1 protein-coding gene is annotated in these 590 nt (G+C 43.6%); it reads right to left on the bottom strand.

The features are described 5' to 3' along the window. Positions 1-378 precede the first annotated feature (378 nt). A partial coding sequence (locus VOR_RS18610) for a DUF3709 domain-containing protein (protein ID WP_286118565.1) occupies positions 379-590 on the bottom strand: 212 nt, incomplete at its 5' end.

Here is a 590-nt window from a genome sequence, read left to right as displayed (position 1 = left end):
GTGGGATCATGGGGCGCATACAATCAACATCAGGAAAAACCCAAAAGCTAAATTGTGCAGCTTGAACGATAAAGGCTAAATTTTAAGAACCTTGTGCGTGAATTTTTGATGATTTTCCTGAGAGAAACTAACGCCCGCCTAAGGGGCTGGCAACGCATACAACCAAACTCAAACACAACAACCGAAACCACCGCGGCTCAATGGGACTGGAAACGCCGCGCGTTGACAGTCCCCCTTGAGGCGTTTGTTATGCTTAAGCTTCAACACTTTACATTTGAACCAAACCAATAATAACCCACTGAAATCATTGGCCAAACTTCGAGTTTCTTGAATTTGAACTGGCTCATTTTTTACCTATGAACTGACCAATGCAGGCTTTCATTTAGCAACTAGGCCAATGTGGAAACCCTCTCCGACAAACCAACTCACCACGCATAGGAAAAATAATTCAATGAGGCAATGACGCTGAAACTTAAAGCGACAGACACATTGCTGTTTCATCAGGCAGCGAAAAACAATGCTCAATTGCCGACAGACTTTCAGCCTATAAGTAAAGGCACCAAACTGCTCAAAGGTAAGCGCATCATAAA

Origin of the sequence: Vibrio ordalii ATCC 33509, from assembly GCA_000257205.1 — a bacterium.
Classification (GTDB): domain Bacteria; phylum Pseudomonadota; class Gammaproteobacteria; order Enterobacterales; family Vibrionaceae; genus Vibrio; species Vibrio ordalii.
This window is presented reverse-complemented; position numbering and strand designations above follow the sequence as displayed.